The 15,364-nt window shown below is 59.5% G+C and carries 10 protein-coding genes and 3 pseudogenes; 6 read left to right on the top strand and 7 right to left on the bottom strand.

Features of this window, described 5'->3' with window-relative positions:
* Window positions 1-12: 12 nt before the first annotated feature.
* The 4 genes and pseudogenes from PMI01S_RS21795 to mqo all read right to left on the bottom strand — a co-directional run bounded on the left by PMI01S_RS21795 (window position 13) and on the right by mqo (window position 5,372).
* Window positions 13-912, bottom strand: a complete 900-nt coding sequence (locus tag PMI01S_RS21795) for a hypothetical protein (RefSeq protein WP_084322202.1) — start codon at window positions 910-912, stop codon at window positions 13-15.
* Window positions 913-1,018: 106 nt separating this feature from the next.
* A complete protein-coding gene (locus PMI01S_RS21790) occupies window positions 1,019-2,137 on the bottom strand; it encodes a glycosyltransferase 61 family protein (protein ID WP_084322200.1) in 1,119 nt (372 codons plus the stop codon).
* Window positions 2,138-2,176: 39 nt separating this feature from the next.
* A pseudogene (locus PMI01S_RS21785) lies at window positions 2,177-3,314 on the bottom strand (hypothetical protein).
* Between the two features lie 411 nt (window positions 3,315-3,725).
* A complete protein-coding gene (gene mqo, locus PMI01S_RS21780; RefSeq protein WP_084322198.1) occupies window positions 3,726-5,372 on the bottom strand; it encodes a malate dehydrogenase (quinone) in 1,647 nt (548 codons plus the stop codon).
* A gap of 382 nt (window positions 5,373-5,754) precedes the next feature.
* On the opposite strand from mqo, the gene ilvD reads away from it, so the two are divergent.
* Window positions 5,755-7,437 carry a dihydroxy-acid dehydratase gene (ilvD, locus tag PMI01S_RS21775; protein ID WP_084322196.1) on the top strand — a complete coding sequence of 561 codons (1,683 nt, stop codon included), beginning with the start codon at window positions 5,755-5,757 and terminating at the stop codon, window positions 7,435-7,437.
* 98 nt (window positions 7,438-7,535) lie between these two features.
* Here the strand turns inward: ilvD and PMI01S_RS32505 are convergent, their stop codons facing one another.
* From PMI01S_RS32505 to PMI01S_RS32085, 3 genes and pseudogenes are all read right to left on the bottom strand, one after another.
* Window positions 7,536-8,261, bottom strand: coding sequence for a methyl-accepting chemotaxis protein (locus tag PMI01S_RS32505; protein WP_371850933.1), 726 nt, complete (start codon window positions 8,259-8,261; stop codon window positions 7,536-7,538).
* Window positions 8,262-8,393: 132 nt separating this feature from the next.
* A pseudogene (locus PMI01S_RS32500) lies at window positions 8,394-9,149 on the bottom strand (MCP four helix bundle domain-containing protein); the annotation flags it as partial.
* A 255-nt stretch (window positions 9,150-9,404) separates the two neighbouring features.
* A pseudogene (locus PMI01S_RS32085) lies at window positions 9,405-9,566 on the bottom strand (DNA methylase); the annotation flags it as partial.
* Window positions 9,567-9,696: 130 nt separating this feature from the next.
* Here PMI01S_RS32085 and PMI01S_RS21760 point away from each other — a divergent pair.
* From PMI01S_RS21760 to PMI01S_RS21740, 5 genes are all read left to right on the top strand, one after another.
* A complete protein-coding gene (locus PMI01S_RS21760; RefSeq protein ID WP_084322192.1) occupies window positions 9,697-10,128 on the top strand; it encodes a nuclear transport factor 2 family protein in 432 nt (143 codons plus the stop codon).
* A gap of 151 nt (window positions 10,129-10,279) precedes the next feature.
* Complete coding sequence (locus PMI01S_RS21755) at window positions 10,280-11,221, top strand: Dyp-type peroxidase (protein ID WP_084322190.1); 942 nt, start codon at window positions 10,280-10,282, stop codon at window positions 11,219-11,221.
* Window positions 11,222-11,325: 104 nt separating this feature from the next.
* Window positions 11,326-11,832 carry a sigma-70 family RNA polymerase sigma factor gene (locus PMI01S_RS21750; RefSeq protein WP_084322188.1) on the top strand — a complete coding sequence of 169 codons (507 nt, stop codon included), beginning with the start codon at window positions 11,326-11,328 and terminating at the stop codon, window positions 11,830-11,832.
* On the top strand, window positions 11,829-12,797 hold the full coding sequence (locus PMI01S_RS21745; RefSeq protein WP_084322187.1) for a FecR domain-containing protein: 969 nt from the start codon (window positions 11,829-11,831) through the stop codon (window positions 12,795-12,797). Before PMI01S_RS21750 ends, PMI01S_RS21745 begins: the two co-directional genes overlap by 4 nt.
* Before the next feature lie 102 nt (window positions 12,798-12,899).
* Complete coding sequence (locus PMI01S_RS21740) at window positions 12,900-15,335, top strand: TonB-dependent siderophore receptor (protein WP_084322185.1); 2,436 nt, start codon at window positions 12,900-12,902, stop codon at window positions 15,333-15,335.
* Window positions 15,336-15,364: the final 29 nt, after the last annotated feature.

Here is a 15,364-nt window from a genome sequence, read left to right as displayed (position 1 = left end):
CGCAGCGCTTTTTCAAGCTGGCCGCGAATAGCGCTCAACTACTCCACAGCCAAGAATTTCGCTCAGGCGCATGCCGTCGCTCATCCGGCGAAACAACCCCGGCGTCTGCCACGGCGCGTAACCGTCGATGTTGGGGGCGCCCAACCCGGCCATCACGTCGGCGATCAGAACCGAGCGCGTCTCGAACGAGATCCGTGTCAGGCCGGTGCTGTTGCCGACACCGACGTGGGCATGGGCACCGGAAAAGGCGATCAGACTGCCCGGCGCGATCTCAACGGCAATCCCCTCTTCCCAATCTATTGCCTCCAGCAGGTGCGGGATGGCCTCGTCGGCGTCCACTGCGTTGCGTCCGTCCTGATGGGAGCGCTGCAAAATGGCGCGCATATCGAAGGTGACACTCGAATTGAGCAGCGGCCGCTGCCACAGGCCGGGGTACAACGCGAACGTCCGACCGGCCGTGACCGGATAGACCGGCGCCCACCAATTGGTCTGCGCGTACATGTTCGAGCCCCATGTATCGCGGTGGAAGGCGATGGTGGCCGTGGTGCGGGCGCGTGGGGTGAACTGCTCGGCTTCCCGGTGGGGCTGGAAACGCAGGTGCAATCGATCGCACGCCAGAGAATCCGGGGTCAACCCAAGCTGTGCGATGACCGCCTGCCACAGGCGCTGGATCTCGGCCGAGCGAGCGAATTCGTTCTGGCATTTTGCGAACAGCACCGTCTGCTGTTCGTGGCTCAAGTAGCGATGGATGTGTTGTGGCGGCCAGGGATGCAGCGCCTCTTCGAGGAAGGCACGGGTGAACTCGACCAGTGCTGTCATGGGCTGCAAGTCCGCGACAAGCATGATGTCGCCGGCGTAGATGCGGTCGTGGAAGTGGCGAGCGGTAGCCGGGAGGGCAAGCGGGCTGTACATGACCAGAAGTTCCCTGAAGAGGCGCCCTCGACTTTAGATCCGCCGCCCTTGTGGCGAAAGTGGCAGATTGGGTAAAAAACTGCGGATCACAGAGCCCGGGCGGCCGTCATGAAGGAAACAGGTCCAATGTGCGCTCCACCTCTTCAATATCGATTTTGAAGCCATCGCCCTCAGGCGTACCGACCACAAAGCCAAAATTCTGCTGGTCGCGATCCGTCAGGTATTTGAAGTAACTGACGAAGCGGTTCGGTGGCTGCAGCGTCAGCAACGAACCGCCCTGCTGCAATACATTGACACCGTGTACGAGCTGACTGCCTTCGACCCCGATCACGGTCCGCGCTCCGGCGCAGGTCGCCACGATGGTCGGGACGTCGGTTTTCAAAGGATCGAGTACACGAAAACCTCGAGTCTTGCGCAGATGTTCGGCAATCTCGAGTTCGTTGCGCAAAAGGCGCAAGTCGCCGGCGCTACCGCGAAGAATGAACACGCCCGGGTGATCCTCATGGCTCACGTGCGACAGCAGCTTTTCCCCCATGGCCCGGTAACGCAGGTGCCTGCTTTGGTTGTTGCTGAAATCGTCGAATAGCACGAGCTCATGAAAAAACGCGCCGTTCAAGCGAACCGGCTTCATGCCAAGCCACTCTTCGTACGCGAGAGTCTGGGCAGAGAGAGGAAACCGGGCGGATGGCGCGGTGGTCACCGGGACGCCTTCATCGCAGGCCAATGGATAGGTCGGGAAGTCTTCCATCAACCGCGTACCAAACCAGGTATTGCCATTCTGCGTGCAGAAGACGGCCGCGCGGTCGATCTCATGCTCCACGACAATGCGCGGAAACCTGCCGGGCTTGAGAGACAACCAGAAACTTGCGTTGTCCTTGTAGAGCGCTCCATCGATCAGCCAGACATTCTCGAGCAAATAACCGCGTGTCGGGCCTTGGACCACGTCACCCAGCCCTTCCATCGTGCGCGCCGGATGCTCGAACGGATAAAAACGCTTTGCCTCCCACCCCGTCACGCGTTCCATCTGACCGGGCAGGAAGAAAGCCGGTGGAGAGTACGATACGCCACCCGGCGCAACGTCCCAGCGTTTGACCGCCAGGCTTTTCAGGTTGATCTCTGCCTTGCGCGCGAGTCTTTTTCTTGCCATGTACCTGTAGGCGGCAAGGGTCCATTTCCTTCGATTGCCAGCGGTCGAAGTGCTGATGTGCGAGACATCGCTTTCCATGAAAAGTCCTCCCTTCTGGACAGAACGTTCTGAAAATACTCAGCTGGATGGAATCCTTTCCATAACGGGTGGGGTCTGCAAGTTAGCGTAGCGACTGCGCAAGGTTTCGAGAAACTGTTCGCCCGAGTTCTGCGCGCAGTAGAGATAAATCTTGTGCAGCCCGCCGAATACCATTTCATGATAGCGGCTGGCGGCCTCCTCATCGCTTGGCCCGTCAGGCAAGCCAAGGTGAAGGGTCAATTCCTTTCCTTCGGCAGCAAAAAGCGGCGTGTCCCAAAGGAATCTGGCGACTCCTGCCTTGGGCAGTCGCAGAAACATATAAGCGTGGTTGCCCAGGGAATCAACGTCACCGCCGCGCCTTCGTTTCCATTTCAGCAGTCCTTCATCCGGCCGTGCCACGCAAAGACCGATGTCGTAATAATCGAAGCCTTCATGGATCGCCGACTCAAGCGCCATGAAGGTGGTAATCGCGTTGACCTCGCCCAGTCGCTTGGCATCTGAAAAAACCGCCTCGGTGTACCCGAAACGCAGCGTGCTCCAATAGCGTTTTCCGCCACGCGTTACGGCGCAGCCCAGGTGACAGCCAATTACTTCGTCATCCCGCATGATCAGGTCGAGCCGCCCGACAGTCCTGGCGATCCTGAACACTTCCTCGGTGGGAAATTGCGCAGCGTGGATGCCTTGCCTGGGCATAAGGCCGAAGCATTTCCCTGTCGGCCTTGTCTATTTCTTCATCCAGCAGCGCCGGCCTCATGTGATAGTGCGGTCGGTTTTTGCGGATGTTTCGACGCAGCTCACCATCGTATTTTGCGGTGATGTCCTCGATGGAGCGCCCCAGCGGAACGACGGCACTCAGATACAAGGGAATAGACAAAGTCCCCGGGGTCCGCACCTCACTGACCACCACATGATTCGACTCGGCGGGTTTCGGCTCGCCGTCAGTCACAGAGGTGTTCTTCCCCCCGATGAGTAGCTTGGCCATTTCCCGTTGCTGTTTCCTCCCGATATAGAGGATCTCGTAAGGACTGTCCTTTTGCAGCCTGAACCTGGCAATTTCCCAACGCCAGACACACGCACGCCCAAGGATGTCTCGCAGACAACTTGAAGCCTGCCTCATTTCATACCGCATTGAAGGGGAAATGAGTTTTCGGATAACTGCCGCCAAGTTATCTTTCACTTTTCGTCATCCTTTGAGCTTTATCTTAGGCAGATCAGATATAAAAGATCCGGGCGGAACTTCAATAAGCGCGCTTAAACCTTGAAAAACAAGACATATTTTATGATGCAGCGCGATTACATTGAGTAACAGTAAAGATATAAGGCCGGGACTTTGCAAGGCGGCCTACCGGTCTTTCCGGATTGAAACCCGTGTCTAGTGCTCAAATCGGTTTACACCACATTTCATTTTGTAGGAACGAGCCTGCTCGCGAAAAAACCAAGGTCGCCACGGGGCATCTGGTGTTTCGCATTATCGTTGACGACCATCGTCGGAACGCCACCCGCAGCAAGCTCGCTCCTGCAGTGTCTTCGCCCACAAAAAAGCCCACTGACCGTCACCGGTTCAGTGGGCTTTCAGATTACGCCCTGATTACAGAGCCATGTCGCTCGCAGCGTTGGCTTTCGGTGCCTTTGGCGCCTCGGCCGGAGCGGCAGCCGGAGCCGCCACCTGACCGATCGCCGGCGGCGGAGTCAGTTGCAACACCTTGGCGGTGTAGGCCCACTCTTCAGCCACTTTTTCAGGGCTGCCGTTCAGCTGAGTGCCATAGCTCGGCACGATCTGGTGCAGCTTTTCCTGCCAGGCAGGCGAAGCGACCTTGTCCTTGAACACTTTCTGCAGCACGGTCAGCATGATCGGCGCAGCAGTCGAGGCACCCGGCGAAGCGCCCAGCAGACCGGCGATGGTGCCGTCAGCGGAAGCAACGATTTCGGTACCCAGTTTCAGGACGCCACCCGCCGCTTCATCACGCTTGATGATTTGCACGCGCTGGCCGGCTTGCCACAGGCGCCAGTCTTCAGCCTTGGCGTTCGGGAAGTATTCTTTCAGGGCGTTGAGGCGGTCTTCATCCGACAGCATCAGTTGACCGGCAAGGTACTCGACCAGCGGGTATTCCTTGATGCCGACCTTGGTCATTGGCCACACGTTGTGCGTGGTGGTGGTGGTCAGCAGGTCCAGGTACGAGCCTTCCTTGAGGAACTTGGTGCTGAAGGTCGCGAATGGGCCAAACAGGATAACGCGCTTGCCGTCCAGAACACGGGTGTCCAGGTGCGGAACCGACATCGGCGGAGCGCCGACAGAGGCTTTACCGTAGGCCTTGGCCAGGTGTTGCTCGGCGATGGTCGGGTTCTCGGTCACCAGGAACGAGCCGCCAACCGGGAAGCCTGCGTATTCCTTGGCTTCAGGAATCCCGGACTTCTGCAGCAGGTGCAATGCACCGCCGCCCGCGCCGATGAACACGAATTTGGCGTCGGTTTCGGATTTGCTGCCATCTTTCAGGTTTTTGTAGCTGACGCGCCAAGTGCCGTCTTCGTTCTTGGTGATGTCTTGCACTTCGCTAGACAGTTTCAAGTCGAACTTCGGCGTGGTTTGCAGGTGCGCAACGAACTGGCGGGTGATTTCGCCGAAGTTGACGTCGGTGCCGATCGGGGACCAGGTGGCCGCGATTTTCTGGTTCGGGTCACGCCCTTCCATCATCAGCGGAACCCACTTCTTGATCACGGCCGGGTCTTCGGAATACTGCATACCGGCAAACAGCGGGCTCGCCTGCAGGGCTTCGTAGCGTTTCTTCAGGAACTTGATGTTGTCGTCGCCCCACACAAAGCTCATGTGCGGCGTGGAGTTGATGAACGAACGCGGGTTTTTCAGCACGCCTTGCTGAACCTGCCAGGCCCAGAACTGACGGGAAATCTGGAACGCTTCGTTGATTTCAACGGCTTTCGGAATCGAGACGTTGCCCTTCTCGTCTTCCGGGGTGTAGTTCAACTCGGCCAGGGCAGAGTGACCGGTACCGGCGTTGTTCCAGCCGTTGGAGCTTTCCAGGGCGACGCCGTCAAGGCGCTCGATCATTTCCATCGAAGTGCCAGGTTCCAGCTCATTGAGCCAGACACCCAGGGTCGCGCTCATGATGCCGCCGCCGATGAGCAACACATCGACTTTCTTTGCCTCTTCCGCGTGAACGGACGTGATCCCCATCGACAAAGCCAGCCCCAACAGGGCCGTGTTCATTTTCTTAAACATCTGTAGCACCTTTGATAAAACGCCATCCGCCCTTCGATCTTCACTCACAAGCCCTTGTTTCACGGCATTCAGGCAGGATGTCGTGGGTGCTCGCACATGAAATCGGAGGGTGGGCACACAAGGCCGACGTGATCCATCGACCTCAGTTTATATGTCCCTACTGAACTGACTTTTTATCTTTATTGGCTTCAGCTACTTGAGCGACAGTGATTCTGTTGGCGCGTCTCGAGGACACGCAAACTGAATAGGTCAAACCAAGTTGAGGCGAAGAATATCACGACATCGCAAACCCGCGCGTCTGTTCCCGACCTGATAGTCCGAACACGCGCGCCGGGGCCACTATACTCAATCTGTTTTTTCGACGAGCCGCTGAGGAGCAGTCATGAGCGATAAAAAAGATCTGCGCAAATATTCCTCCCAAGTGGTCGACGGTGTGGAGCGCGCCCCCGGCCGCTCGATGCTGCGAGCCGTGGGTTTCACCGACGAGGACTTCAAGAAGCCGCAGATCGGCATCGCCTCGACCTGGGCGATGGTCACGCCGTGCAACATGCACATCGACAAACTGGCGAAAGAGGCCGAACAGGGCGCGAATGCCGCCGGGGCCAAGGGCGTGATTTTCAACACCATCACCATTTCCGACGGCATCGCCAACGGCACCGAAGGCATGAAGTATTCGCTGGTGTCGCGGGAGGTGATTGCCGATTCAATCGAGGTCGTCGCCGGGTGCGAAGGCTTCGACGGTCTGGTGACGGTGGGCGGTTGCGACAAGAACATGCCGGGCTGCCTGATCGGCATGGCGCGGCTGAACCGCCCTTCCATTTTCGTTTATGGCGGTACGATCCGGCCGGGCGCCGGCCACACCGACATCATTTCCGTGTTCGAAGCCGTGGGCCAGAATGCGCGCGGCGACATCAACGAAATCCAGGTCAAGCAGATCGAGGAAGTGGCGATTCCCGGCCCCGGTTCTTGCGGCGGGATGTACACCGCCAACACCATGGCCTCGGCCATTGAAGCGCTGGGCATGAGCCTGCCGGGTTCCAGCTCGCAGGACGCCGTCGGCAGCGACAAGGCCTCGGACAGTTTCCGCGCCGGCCAGCAGGTCATGGAGCTGCTGAAACTGGACCTCAAGCCGCGGGACATCATGACCCGCAAAGCCTTCGAAAACGCGATCCGCGTGGTGATCGCCCTCGCCGGCTCGACCAATGCGGTGCTTCATCTGTTGGCCATGGCGCACGCGGTGGATGTCGAGTTGACGCTGGATGATTTCGTCGAGCTGGGCAAGGTGTCGCCGGTGGTGGCCGACCTGCGCCCCAGCGGCCAATACATGATGAGCGAACTGGTCGCCATCGGCGGCATTCAACCGTTGATGAAGCGCATGCTCGCGGCCGGCATGCTGCATGGCGATGCGATGACGGTGACCGGCAGGACCCTCGCGCAAAACCTCGAAAACGTGGCGGATTATCCGGAAGGTCAGGACGTGATCCTGCCCTTCGATCGGCCGGTCAAAAAGGACTCGCACCTTGTTGTGTTGCGCGGCAACCTTTCACCGACTGGCGCGGTGGCCAAGATCACCGGTAAGGAAGGCCTGCGTTTTGAAGGCACGGCACGGGTCTATCACGGTGAAGAAGGCGCCTTGGCCGGCATTCTCAACGGCGAAGTGAAAGCGGGTGACGTGATCGTGATCCGTTACGAAGGCCCCAAGGGCGGCCCGGGCATGCGCGAAATGCTTTCGCCGACGTCGGCGGTCATGGGCAAAGGCTTGGGCAAGGACGTTGCGCTGATCACCGATGGCCGTTTTTCCGGTGGTTCCCACGGTTTCGTGGTGGGACACATCACGCCGGAAGCCTTTGATGGCGGGCCGATTGCGTTGATCGAAGATGGAGACAAAATCACTATCGATGCGCAAAGCAGACAGATCACGGTCGATGTTTCCGATGCGGAACTGGCCGATCGCAAGACCCGCTGGGTGCGGCCGGAATCGAAGTACAAACGCGGGGTGCTGGCGAAGTATGCGAAGACGGTGTCCAGCGCTTCAGAAGGGGCGGTGACGGATAAGTACCTGTAGGAGCCGGCTTGCTGGCGAAAGTATCAACGCGGTTTGACGGGATACCGCGTTGTCAGCATCGCCAGCAAGCCGACTCCTGCAGGGTCGGGTTTCATGTCTCAGAGACGAAACCTGTCGACCGACTGGGACAGCTTGCCCGCCAGGGTGGACAGCTCGTCCGTGGTCGAAGCCGTCTGGCCAATGACCTTGCTGTTCCCTTCGGACATGCCCGCTATCATCTCCACCTGATGCGCGATTTCATTGCTGGCCAGGCTCTGCTCGCCGATCGTGCGGGAGATGTCGTTCACCAGTTGCGTGGTGTTCAGCGTGGCCTCGAGGATTTCGCGGATGGCGCGTTCGACGTCGGCGGTCACGGCCATGCCTTTGTCGACCTGGGCCACACCCGCCTCCATGCTGGTGACCGCCTCGCGGGTGCTTTGCTGGATGCGCGCGACCATGGTGGCGATTTCCTGGGTAGAGGCGCTGGTGCGCCCCGCCAGGCTACGGACTTCGTCGGCCACCACGGCAAAGCCGCGGCCCTGCTCCCCGGCACGCGCGGCCTCGATGGCGGCGTTCAGCGCCAGCAGGTTGGTTTGATCGGCGATGCCCTTGATCACCTGAATGATGCTGAAAATGCCCTCGGATTCCTTGTCCAGCGTGCGGATGACCTGGGCCGACTGCTGCGCCGAACGCGCAATCCCGTCCATGTCGTTGACCACCTGATGGATCACCCGACCGCCATCCTTGGCCAGTGCCTCGGCCTGGTTGGCCATGTTCAGCGCGCGCTCGGCGTGGCGGGTAATGTCCTCGATGCTCGCGGTCATTTCACTCGCGGCGGCGGCCATGGTGCTGGCGGCGGCGCTTTGCTGCTGGCTGCTGTCGGCGACTTCATGGCAGCCATTGCTCAACTGTGCGCTCATGCCACTGACACCATGGGCGTTGCTGCGCACCACTTCGATCATGCCGCGCAAATCGCGCTGCATGGTCGCCAGGCTGCGGATCAGCGCGCTGGCTTCGTCCTTGCGGGTGGGCTCGGCAATCGTTTCGCTCAAGTTGCCGTGGGCGATGCTCTCGGCGATACGGCTCGCAGTCTGCAACGGCCCCATGATGCTCAAAATCACCCAGCGTCCCTGGGCGAGCAGCAGCAACAGGCTGGCGGCAAGCACGATGCCCAGCGTGAGATTGGCGTTGCCGATGACCTGCTGAGTGCCTGCGCTGGTCTGCTGGGTGTTGGTCTCGATCAGCTCACTGAGGGCAGCCATCTGGTCTTCCAGCTGGCTGAACGCGGTGTTGAAGTTACCCAGCTCTTTTTGTGCCGCATCCGGATTTCCCAGGGCCAGCCCGACAATGCGCTCGGCGGCGTTGATGTAGGTATCGAGGCTGGGTTTGATCGTGTTCAAGCCGGCCTTGATGGTGTCGTTGACCGGCAGCTTGAGGTTTTCACCCAGCACTTCACGAAAGTGCGACGCGTGTTCCTCGATGGAACTGCGCACTTCGGCATTCGTACTGGTGCTTTTGCCGAGCCCGACCAACATCGCCGACAGCACATCGGCGCGTAATGCGTCGTGCATCATGTCGGCTTCGAGGTGATTGCGCAGCGCGGTCATGCTGACCTCGTTGTCGTTCACCGCGGTCGCCATTTGCGAATTTCCCAGGTAACTCACCAGGCTCATGATCAAGGCCGTGAGCAGACCGGTGCCAATCAGCAGGATCAAGCGTAATTTTATCGACACTCTGTGGGTCCCCTGGTCAGTTGGCTACAGCCATTCGTGGATGGCGTCTGAACAGGTTATCGACCGCGACGCAGGGGAATTGAAGGTTATGTCGATGTGTTCGTGCTTTTGCGACATGCGGTCGTCATCGGCGCTTTTTGCGTTTTGCCGCGGAGGGGAACCAGCAGCGTGAGCTCGTACCGGGGATGTGGATTTGAGCGCCTCACAGGTTGGATACAGCGCGGGCCTTGGGGCCCGGAAGCGCCTGCAGGGTCTGAGCTTTTTGCCCAGGCTCAACAAGCGTGCAGCGGTGGTCTCGTCGTAACGCACGTAATGGGCTTCACCCAACATCAGGACCCATTCGCGATGGCTGCAGCTTCCAAGCTTTCGCGGGGTGGCGCGGCCGTGTTTTTCAACGATGACGCGATAAGCCTGCGCGGTTCCTGACTTCGAGAAAAGCCCGGCCTGCAAGTTCGTTTTTCCCACAGCACATGCTAGGTTGTACGACGACTGATGAATAACCCCTTTTATTCCTCACTCGATCACCCACAACAACAAGGAAACACCCATGAAAAAAATGAAAGTGCTGATTGGTTTTCTGTGCCTGTTCAGTGGCTACGTCGCCGCCACACCAGCCTCCGCTGAGAAAGATGTGGCGCAGGCCGTCGACCACCTGACCCAAGCCATGCTGAAAAAGAACATTCCCGAACTGAACGCGCTGACCGCCGAGAACCTGACCTACGGGCATTCCAGCGGGAAGATCCAGAACAAACAGGAATACATTGCCGACATCGAAACCGGCCGAAGCGCGTTCAAAACCCTGGAGATGCAAAACCAGACCATCACCCTCTCCGGTGACGTCGCCCTGGTTCGCAACCATTTCTCGGCACAGGCGCTGAAAGGCACCGAAGTGATTCCGACCGAAATCGAGAACTTCCAGATCTGGCAGAAGCAGAAAGGCAAATGGCTGCTGGTTGGGCGCCAGGCGTTCAAGTTCTGATTGTGACGTGATGAAGGGGATGGGGTATTCGAGCCCTGTCCCCTTTTATCTCAACCAGGAACAGCGTCAGCGTTCAGACCGAACACGCGTGTTTCACTCCACTGGCGAGAACGCTAGAGTGTCGCAACTCTCCTGGACAACGTGGACGCCAATGGATAACCAAACGCCTGAACCTCAAGCCGTCTGTAACCCCATAACCAGCAGCGCAATTTTTATCGTGGCAACGCTGGCGCCTGGCAGTGACGCTGCCGGTAAAGTCCGGGCCTGGTGCGCCGATGTCGCGGCCCTGACACGATCGGTTGGCAAACGCGTTCCCTCCGGTAACCTGTCGTGTGTCTGCGGTTTTGGGTCTACGGCGTGGGACGCGCTGTTCGGCAATCCGCGCCCTGCCTCACTGCATGCCTTTCGCGAATTTGGTGTAGAGGGACGCCGAGCCATTGCGACGCCCGGCGACCTTTTGCTGCACATCCGTGCAGACCAGATGGACCTCTGCTTCGAACTGGCAACGCAGTTACTGTCATCACTTGGAGAGGCGGTTTCGGTCGTCGATGAAATCCAGGGTTTTCGCTATTTCGATATGCGCAGCATCATCGGTTTCGTGGATGGCACCGAAAACCCGGTCGGTCGCAAGGCTGTCGACTTCACGCTCGTGGGCAACGAAGATCCGTCGTTCACCGCAGGCAGCTATGTGCTGGTGCAAAAGTACCTGCACAACATGACTGCCTGGAACGCGTTGTCCGTCGAGGCTCAGGAACGGGTTATCGGGCGAACCAAACTGTCCGACATCGAACTCGATGATTCGGTCAAACCGACCTCCTCGCACAGCGCCTTGACGACGATTACCCAAGACGGTCAGGAAGTAAAAATCCTGCGCGACAACATGCCCTTTGGTCGCCCGGGCGCCGGTGAGTTCGGCACGTATTTCATCGGCTATGCGCGCTCGCCTGCCCCGCTTGAGCTGATGCTCGAGAACATGTTTGTCGGCAGACCCGCGGGCAATTACGACCGTTTGCTCGATTTCAGCACGGCGGTCACCGGAGGCCTGTTCTTCGTTCCTTCAGCAGACCTGCTGGAAGAACTGGCGGATCGTTGAACCAAAGAAGTGCCCGTTCCCTTGGCGAAGTCAGAGATTGCAGTGGTCATCCTCTCAAAGGTAGTATTGAGAACGATTCACACTAACATCTGGAAAGCCAACCGGTGCAATCTCCTCCAACCAGCAAGCTGGGCTTCTTTTTCAGCGACCATCATCGCTGGCTGCTGCAGCATATCCAGCGGCGCCTGCGCAATCACGCGGACGCTGAGGACACCGTCGCCGATACGTTTTGCCAGATGCTGGTGGCCCGGGTGGACCCGGACAGCATCGAACAACCCCGCGCCTACCTCTCGACCATTGCCCGACGGCTGATCTTTGACCGCCATCGCCGGCGCAAACTGGAACTGGCCTACCTCGAACGCCTGTCCACGCTGCCCGAAGCGTTCGCGCCCTCCCCGGAAGAACAACTACAGCTGATCGAAGCCCTGGTCGCCATCGACCGAGCGCTCGACGGCTTGCCAATGGTCGTCAAAACCACGTTCCTCTACAGCCAGCTGGACGGTCTGAGCTACGTGGCGATTGCTCAAAAACTGGGGCTGTCGGAGCGTACGGTCAGCCGCTACATGAAACAGGCATTGTGTCAGTGCTATCTGAGCGAGTTCGCGCCATGAGCAAAGCGCGCCTTGACCCGGTCAGCGAGCAGGCCATTGACTGGATGGTGAGCCTGCGTGCCGGCAAGCCCGATGCCGCACTGCAAGAACGGTTCAACGCATGGTTGATGATGGATCCCGCACACGCCCGCGCCTGGGCAACATTGCAGGAGCGCCTCGGGGGTTCCTTCAACACGATTCGTACGCTGGATCGACGCCTGCCCGGCCAGGCCGACGAAGCACGGCAACTGCTGCTGCAACCCCGCAGTTCACGCCGCGATACGCTGCGCGTGATCGCGGGCCTGGGCCTGCTGGGCGGCGGCGCATGGCTGGGTGTTCGCAGCCCGCTGGGTGACTCGCTGCTGGCGGATCTGCACACCGTTCGCGGCCAGCGCCAAAACTTCACGCTGGCCGACGGTAGTCGCCTGAGTCTCAACGCCAACAGCGCGGTGGATCTGCGCTTCGATGACAAGCAACGACTGGTGATTCTGCGCCATGGCGAACTGGTGATTCAGGTGGCGGCTGACCCCAAGCGTCCACTGCGCGTGCGGACCGCTCAAGGGGAAACACGTGCGCTGGGCACCCGATTCCTGGTGGCTCAGGAACAAGACGTCACTCGCGTCGTGGTGCTGCAGCACTCGGTCGAAGCCCGCCTGTTCGATGGCACGACGCTCGACCTGCAGGAAGGTCAATCGGCCATGCTGTATGCGGGAAAAATTGCACCGGTCGCCGGCGATCAGCGTCATCGCGCCGACTGGCTGAGCGGTCGATTGAATGTACTGGACGATCCACTGGAGCAAGTCGTCGACGCGCTACGCCCTTACAGCCGGGGTTTTGTCCGCGTGGCGCCCGACGTTCGAGGCTTGCGCGTCCAGGGCGTATTTCCGTTGAACGATCCCGATCGGGTGTTCATGGCGTTGGCGGAAACTTTGCCGATTCGCGTGGACCGCTACAGCCCATGGTTGACGCTGATTCGTGCGAAATAACCCCGCGGGAAGATTTTTTTTGCAAATCGCTCTCATTCGTGTCCGGTTTTCATTTCTCGTCCCACCTATCTCCTGACACTTCCACATTTTCAGGAGAACGCTGTGTTCAACCCGTGGCCCCACGCCCTTTCCGCCGCCGTCGCCCTGGCAACCCTCGCGAGCTCTGCCCTGTCGCAGGCGCAAGACCTGACGTTCAATTTGCCGGCCGGCCCACTCGCCAGCACGCTGAATGCCATCGCCAGCCAGAGCGGGCATATCGTTTCATTGGAGCCGTCGCTGGTGCGGGGCAAACAGGCGCCGGCAGTGGTCGGCCAGATGCCCGCGGAACAGGCAATGCAGATGGCCTTGGCAGGCAGCGGCCTGCAATTGCGAGTGACCGGACAAGGTAACTTCAGCGTCGAGCCAGCCGCGGACAACAGCGCAGCGTTGCAACTGGGCGTCACCACCATTGTCGAGCGCAGCACCGACGCCACCACCGAAGGCTCGGGTTCCTACGCCGCGCGGGCGGTGACCATCGGCAAGGGCAGCCATACCCTCAAGGAAATTCCGCAGTCGGTCACGGTGATGACCCGCAAGCAAATGGACGATCAGGATATCGTCGATCTCAAAGACGCGGCCAACAAGACCACCGGCGTGGTCGGGGCTCAAGGCGTCGGCAGAGGCTTGGTCCTCAGTTCGCGCGGCTTCCAGATCGATGACTGGCAGTACGACGGCGTGCCGATCCCGCGCAACACTTACGCGCTGGGCAACTGGGCCACGCAGGACCTGATTTTCTTCGATCGCATGGAAGTGCTGCGTGGCGCGTCCGGTTTGCTGCAGGGCACCGGCAGCCCCGGCGGCGCGGTCAACCTGGTGCGCAAACGCGGCCAGAACGCACCGACCGTAACCCTCACCGGCAAGGCCGGCTCGTGGGATCACTACGGTCTGCAGCTGGACGCCGGCGGGCCGCTGAACCAGGCCGGCACTGTGCGCGGACGCCTGGTTGCCGACCAGGATGACACCCACTCGTTCGTCGATTCCGAGTGGTACAAGACCACCTCGCTGTACGGCGCGCTGGACTTCGATCTGAGCGAGGCCACTACCCTGGGCCTGGCAGTCAGCCAGTCCGACGGCGAATCGCGCTCGAATGTCCGCGGCTTCCCGCGTTACGCCGACGGCAAACCCATCGACCTGCCGCGCAAGACGTACACCGGGGCAAAGTGGAACCATTCGGATATCGATGTCACCACGCTCTACACCGACCTGGAACACCGTTTCAACGACGATTGGGCCTTCAAGGTCGGCGCTGTGCGCATGACTGAAACCAACAAGGCAAAGAACACAAGGGTGCAATCCAGTGGCACCGGCATCAATGCCGATGGCAGCGGTGTGCAATACGCTGACTTCGTGACGGATATGGATTCCACCAAAGTCGCCCTGGACATGAACCTCAACGGCAAGTTCGAAGCCTTGTCCATGCAGCAGGAAATCATGGTGGGCGGCAACTATTCCAAGTACACGTCGGACGACAAATTCGCCCGGACCTTCAATAACAGCACCGACAATATCTTCAACATTGATCACGATCGTCCGGAAATCAGTTACGACGGTTTGCTCGATAGCCCCGGAGGTCGTGGGACGCCGAGCAAATATGACATCCGCCAAAAAGGCCTGTATGGCAGCTGGCGGGTCAAGCCGATCGATCCGCTGACCCTGGTGCTCGGCTCACGGGTGAGCTGGTACGACTACAGCTATAAATCGTGGCGCCAGGACGCAACCAGCATCACCGCCGATCCTGAAAGCACCAGCAACGAAAACGGCGAAGTGACGCCCTACGCCGGTATCGTCTATGACCTGAGCCGCGAATGGGCGGTCTATGCCAGCTACACCGACGTGTTCACACCGCAAACCGAACGCGATACAGGCGGCTCGGTCGTTAAACCGATTATCGGTACGAACTACGAAGTGGGTCTCAAGGGTGAGTTGATGGAGGGTCGGGTCAATACGTCCCTGGCCCTGTTCCGTTACGACCAGGAAAACCGTGCCACTCTCGACACGGACGGTGGGCAAATCTGCGACGGTTGGTACTGCTCGAAGGCATCCGGCAAAGTGCGCAGCCAGGGTCTCGACGCTGAAATCAGCGGCGAAGTGATCGACAATCTGCAACTGTTTGCCGGCTACACCTACAACACCACCAAGTACCTCAAAGACCCGGAGAACGAAGGCAAGGTCTTCAGCTGGTGGACGCCGAAACACATGCTGCGCGTGTGGGGCAACTACCAGTTCAGCGGCGACTGGAACCGTGTCAGCACGGGCCTGGGCTTCGTTGCTCAAACCCACACGATCGGTTACGACCACACCGTCAACGTACCGGGTTACACCGTGTGGAATGCCCGTGTCGGTTACCAGCTCACGTCGGAAATCGAGCTGGCGATGAACGCCAACAACCTGTTTGACAAGACCTACTTCACGGCGGCCTACAACCAGATCAATGGCAACAACAACTACGGCGATCCGCGCAACGTGATGTTCAGTGTGAAATACACGCCGCAGTTCTAGCATCGTCGATCGTTTCATCCACGCCCTCC

The organism is Pseudomonas migulae NBRC 103157, assembly GCF_002091715.1.
Classification (GTDB): domain Bacteria; phylum Pseudomonadota; class Gammaproteobacteria; order Pseudomonadales; family Pseudomonadaceae; genus Aquipseudomonas; species Aquipseudomonas migulae_A.
The sequence above is the reverse complement of the archived record's forward strand: the minus strand, read 5'-3'. Positions and strand labels throughout refer to the sequence as shown.

Bases quoted from the DNA above. Each gene is read 5' to 3' on its own strand.
- PMI01S_RS21760 (WP_084322192.1), top strand. From the start codon at position 9,697: ATGAAAAAAATGAAAGTGCTGATTGGTTTTCTGTGCCTGTTCAGTGGC.
- ilvD (WP_084322196.1), top strand. From the start codon at position 5,755: ATGAGCGATAAAAAAGATCTGCGCAAATATTCCTCCCAAGTGGTCGAC.
- PMI01S_RS32505 (WP_371850933.1), bottom strand. From the start codon at position 8,261: ATGGCCGCCGCCGCGAGTGAAATGACCGCGAGCATCGAGGACATTACC.
- mqo (WP_084322198.1), bottom strand. From the start codon at position 5,372: ATGTTTAAGAAAATGAACACGGCCCTGTTGGGGCTGGCTTTGTCGATG.
- PMI01S_RS21755 (WP_084322190.1), top strand. From the start codon at position 10,280: ATGGATAACCAAACGCCTGAACCTCAAGCCGTCTGTAACCCCATAACC.
- PMI01S_RS21745 (WP_084322187.1), top strand. From the start codon at position 11,829: ATGAGCAAAGCGCGCCTTGACCCGGTCAGCGAGCAGGCCATTGACTGG.
- PMI01S_RS21790 (WP_084322200.1), bottom strand. From the start codon at position 2,137: ATGGAAAGCGATGTCTCGCACATCAGCACTTCGACCGCTGGCAATCGA.
- PMI01S_RS21795 (WP_084322202.1), bottom strand. From the start codon at position 912: ATGTACAGCCCGCTTGCCCTCCCGGCTACCGCTCGCCACTTCCACGAC.